6 protein-coding genes are annotated in these 4434 nt (G+C 29.3%); 1 reads left to right on the top strand and 5 read right to left on the bottom strand.

Annotation, left to right across the window (positions count from 1 at the left end):
* Positions 1-146 precede the first annotated feature (146 nt).
* The 3 genes from AC3ATN_RS08225 to AC3ATN_RS08215 all read right to left on the bottom strand — a co-directional run bounded on the left by AC3ATN_RS08225 (position 147) and on the right by AC3ATN_RS08215 (position 2040).
* Positions 147-317: a hypothetical protein gene (locus tag AC3ATN_RS08225; RefSeq protein WP_487532795.1), complete on the bottom strand. Its 171-nt coding sequence runs from the start codon at positions 315-317 to the stop codon at positions 147-149.
* Between the two features lie 36 nt (positions 318-353).
* Complete coding sequence (locus AC3ATN_RS08220) at positions 354-776, bottom strand: hypothetical protein (RefSeq protein ID WP_487532794.1); 423 nt, start codon at positions 774-776, stop codon at positions 354-356.
* 118 nt (positions 777-894) lie between these two features.
* Positions 895-2040, bottom strand: coding sequence for a N(5)-(carboxyethyl)ornithine synthase (locus tag AC3ATN_RS08215; protein ID WP_487532793.1), 1146 nt, complete (start codon positions 2038-2040; stop codon positions 895-897).
* A gap of 1058 nt (positions 2041-3098) precedes the next feature.
* On the opposite strand from AC3ATN_RS08215, the gene AC3ATN_RS08210 reads away from it, so the two are divergent.
* Positions 3099-3611 (top strand): fasciclin domain-containing protein, encoded by a 513-nt coding sequence (locus AC3ATN_RS08210; protein ID WP_487532792.1) that lies wholly within the window; start codon positions 3099-3101, stop codon positions 3609-3611.
* Positions 3612-3653: 42 nt separating this feature from the next.
* On the opposite strand, the gene AC3ATN_RS08205 is transcribed toward AC3ATN_RS08210, so the two are convergent.
* Entirely contained in the window at positions 3654-4229 is a 576-nt protein-coding gene (locus AC3ATN_RS08205) for a 4'-phosphopantetheinyl transferase superfamily protein (protein WP_487532791.1), read from the bottom strand.
* The coding region (locus AC3ATN_RS08200) for a phosphopantetheine-binding protein (protein WP_487532790.1) at positions 4226-4434 on the bottom strand (209 nt) is incomplete at its 5' end. The genes AC3ATN_RS08205 and AC3ATN_RS08200, both read right to left, overlap by 4 nt.

The following is a 4434-nucleotide window of genomic DNA, read 5'->3' as shown; positions in this document are numbered from 1 at the left end:
TTACCCCCACTAGGTCTAAATAAATCCACTTTCCTTTTCGAGAGCGCTTCGTTATATGGGTATATTATCCAACTGAAGAAGATATGCCTTTGGTATAGTTATTCAATACTTCATTAAAATCTATATAAAATTTAACAAATACTTTACTAATACTCTAAATTTATAGGTCTCTTTAATGAAATTAGTTGTCCTACTGATGCTGTTGCGATACCACCAAAATATGACTTTGTAGTTGGAAGAGATAATATTGAGGAAATGTATAAGGCTGAAATAGAGATGGGAAATGGCACATTAGGTATGCAAACAACAGAAGTCATTTGAGACAATCTATCAATTTTATTTTTTTGACTTTTTTAAAGACTATTTAAAAAGAAAACTGAGGCAGCACTCATTGCAAATAAGATGGTCCAAATAATGGTTCTTATCCAATTGTTTTGGACCAACTTTTTTAATAGTTGTATATGGGATTTTCCTTCAGAAATTTGCTGATGTATGGGTGCAAATTTTAATAAAGTTATGCCCCACAGAAAAACTACTAATACAATGCTAGTGATGGTAAAGGTGTTTTGCACAAGAAACACCTGATATATGGCAATGCTAAACTGCCCAAGCATTAACGGAATTACAATAAGAGCTATTGCTTTTGTATAAGTTTTATGCCATTTAACGAGTTCATTTGCCCTGTAAAATAAAAAACTAGGATAGACAATTAATTGAATCATCCATGTTAACACCAAGAGACCAACATCTATAACTAATCGTGTAATTTCAATCATAAAACAAGGATAAAATGTGTATTTAACTTTAGTAATTTTACAACTATTTTTTATGTTGGAATATTATAAATAATAAATCAATTAAAAAAAATATGACCTGAAAGTTTTAATAAATAGTCTATTTAATGAATATATGAGGATATTTTTTGTTACGATGTTGAAAATCTAAAATTTCTTTTTTTAAAACAACACCATCAGCAATGTTTATAGCGTTTTTAATGGTGATATTTTTTTGCCATCCTTTAGGACCTTGCATGACGGCTTTAAGATGGACAATTAATGCAGCAGAAATAGATCTAGACGCACTCTCCCAAAAATAACTTGGGGAATGATCCACCGCATAATAATCTATTTGCTCAATTTTTAGAAGTGGTACTTTAAATGTTGTGGGTGTTGCAAAATAAAACCCCATCCCTTTGTCACAACTTACGTCAATTATTAAACAACCTGATTTCATTCTATCTTTTTCATCTTCAATAATAAAATCCAACGGATTCTCTGTGTCTTGATAAGTTCCATTAATGATAATATCAGACTCTTCAATCAGGTCAATAAGTGGACGTTCCTTACCACTATGTTCTATTACTTTTAGTCTTGGTTCATTAGGAGCTCCCTTTTCAATTCGGAAATAATTTACATCTAAAACTTCTTCTCTTACCTCGTGATCGGGTCTTTGAATACAAATTGTAATATCTCTAAAACCGTGAGCTTTTAAAGCATAAATAGCACCTCTACTTACCGCCCCAAAGCTAAAGATTATTACTTTTCGTTGATTCCCATAATGCCCGTCAATTCCTTTAAGCTGAAGAGCATGAATCACGGAACTATATCCAGCCATTTCATTGTTTTTATAAAAAGTATGTCGCCCCACATATCCATCAGGTCGCCAAACAAACATATCTTCAAATGCTATTAATGTAAGTTTACGATCAATGGCTATTTGCGTAATTTCTGATTGTTGAGTACAATGAGGGTAGCCCCAAACTACTCCACCATATTTAACAGCTTTTAAATCTGACACTAATGGTTTTGCAATAATAACAGTACCAATATCTGATAATATAGACTCCCTTGGAGCCATTCCACCAGTTTGCGAAATAATTTCTTTATCTGAAAAATTAAACGGAAGACCATATCCCTCTTCAAATATAAGATGCTTTCGAAGTTCAAATGGTAGTCTTTTTAAATGTTCTGGATGAATGGGAACACGACGTTCATCTTCCTTTTTAGAAGTCCCTATAACACCTATTTTTGATAATAGCATAATTTATAGTTTAAGTAACACCTCGATATAAAAAATCACTCAAGGCATTTTGAAAAAAGTTTTTTTTTAAAGCTTAAAATAGTATCGACAAAAAAATTATGATAGCTAAAAATACTCTTTAATGTATTTTTATATCACATCAAATAGAAAGAGATGACCGAGAATTTTTTCCAACCTATAATGATGTTATATAAGGTAGACTATTTAAAGTGAGCCATAGAGGTTAATTCAAAAAATTTGCCTTTTAAATAAAAAAGTAATTTAATTAATCAACCCTATTAATATTTTATTCATAATATGGGTATAAAAACAAAATATTCCATAATTAATACTGATGCTTACAACCCTTTAAGAAATATTACATAGAAAAATAACTATCAAGATTACAAGTCAGAAAATTGCTTCAATTATAATTCTTCAACACAGGAATATATAATAGATGGCTCAATTGAAGTGGTTGTATTTAAAAATAATTTTACTAAAATGACATATGAAGGGAAAGAATATGAAATAACATCTAGAGATGAGTATAATACTTTTTAAAAATTAATATTCCTAGTGACTCCATGAGAGTCAAACTTTTATTTTATTTCATCTTGTTCAGGTTGATGTCTGGAATAATATCCATAGTTCTCATCAATTGATTTCTCTTCAGTATTTATTTCCCATATTATCCCTAAGATAAAAAGAGTAAAAATTACGAAACCTATTATAAACAACATTGTATTCATAGACGTAATATAAGCAATTAGTTTTATAATCTTTCAACCCATAATATCCGTCAAATTCTACCTTGTTTTTATGTTTAATTTGTCTGTGTAAAAAATTGACCCCACATACTATAGTTGTCTCCTTTGAAACGTCTTTCTAAATCGGGTATTGGTTTTAGGTTAAAATATCTCTACATAAATAAACCTAACACCTGTTTATGTTAAAATAACACCTAAATAGAGTTTGTTTTAGATTAAATTATCTTTTATATAATATATTAAACAAAAGAATAAGAGAGATGGGTTATATGTTTTACATTCGCATCAATTTTAAAAACAATTTTAATTATGAAAAAATCAATGTTTATTATCACAACAGTTTTATTTATGACATTTTCTACAAATGTTTTAGCACAAGATACTGTAGTGGATATTGCTGTTGGAAATGAAGATTTTTCAACCTTAGTTTCAGCTTTGAAAGCTGCAGATTTAGTTGACGCATTAAATTCAGAAGGACCCTTTACTGTTTTTGCACCAACAAATGATGCATTTGCCAAGATTGATTCAAAAACTTTAAACTCATTACTAGAGATAGAAAACAAAAAATCATTGGCAAACATACTAACCTATCATGTTATTGAAGGTAAAATAGTTGCATCTGATGTTGTTGCTGCATTAAAGAAAGGGAATGGTTTAGTTGAATTAAAAGCTTTGAATGGTCAAGTTATATCAGTAATTGAAAAAGACGGGAAAATTTGGCTAAAAGATTCAAACGAAAACTATAGCGAAATAACTTCTACAGACATTATGGGAAGTAATGGTGTAATTCATGTTATCGATTCGGTTGCTATGCCTAAATAATACATAAATCACTTCAAATATTCATTAACCTTTTAATTAGTTTTAAGAGGTTAATAAATATTGTGTATTATATAATAAGGAAAATACTCCGAAATCCCCATGATGTGAAATTGAACACGATTTGGTCAATAAAATATTTTTATAATAATATAGAGGTGCTTTGTTTTTTGTTTTTTTTTGTCTAATTTTTTTAGTGGAAAATCCTGTTACATCTTCTAATTTAATTTTGATCATTCTATCTACTAATTGCGGTATCACAAATTTAGAATACGCTTTTATTGCCTTCTCTAGGCTAGCTAATGTAAAAATATAGTCCCGAGTAACAATTGATGATGTATAGAATATTTGATCTTTAAAACTGACCAATCCCTCCTTTTCTGAAAATAACAAACAAGCAAATTTTTTTGGAGCAAAAAAACGTACTTCATTTTGTTGAGTATAAATCTTATAGGCAGCTTCCTTCATACTCCAAAATTTCCAAACCAAAACAAAAGGATTTGATGCTGCTAAAATAATTTGTTGCTCGTTTTCTGTAAATAGCTTTTCTAAAAAACCTCTTCTCTGCCAATTACTTTCTAATTTAGCAAGTGATAAGTCTATAATATCATTACCAATCAAGATTTAGCTAATTTGGTTTCAATAACATCCATCGCAGCTTTAACTGTTAGCATTTTTTCCATAGATTCATTATCAATCTCAATATCAAACTCATCTTCTAAATCTAGAATAATATCCACTAAATTAGCTGAGTTAATTTTTAAATCATTGATGAAATCTGTTTCTTCAGAAAGATTCTTAAAAGCTTCTTGATCTTGAACATAGG

This window comes from Candidatus Marivariicella sp. (assembly GCF_983056325.1).
The sequence above is the reverse complement of the archived record's forward strand: the minus strand, read 5'-3'. Positions and strand labels throughout refer to the sequence as shown.

Bases quoted from the DNA above. Each gene is read 5' to 3' on its own strand.
- AC3ATN_RS08225 (WP_487532795.1), bottom strand. From the start codon at position 317: ATGACTTCTGTTGTTTGCATACCTAATGTGCCATTTCCCATCTCTATT.
- AC3ATN_RS08220 (WP_487532794.1), bottom strand. From the start codon at position 776: ATGATTGAAATTACACGATTAGTTATAGATGTTGGTCTCTTGGTGTTA.
- AC3ATN_RS08215 (WP_487532793.1), bottom strand. From the start codon at position 2,040: ATGCTATTATCAAAAATAGGTGTTATAGGGACTTCTAAAAAGGAAGAT.
- AC3ATN_RS08210 (WP_487532792.1), top strand. From the start codon at position 3,099: ATGAAAAAATCAATGTTTATTATCACAACAGTTTTATTTATGACATTT.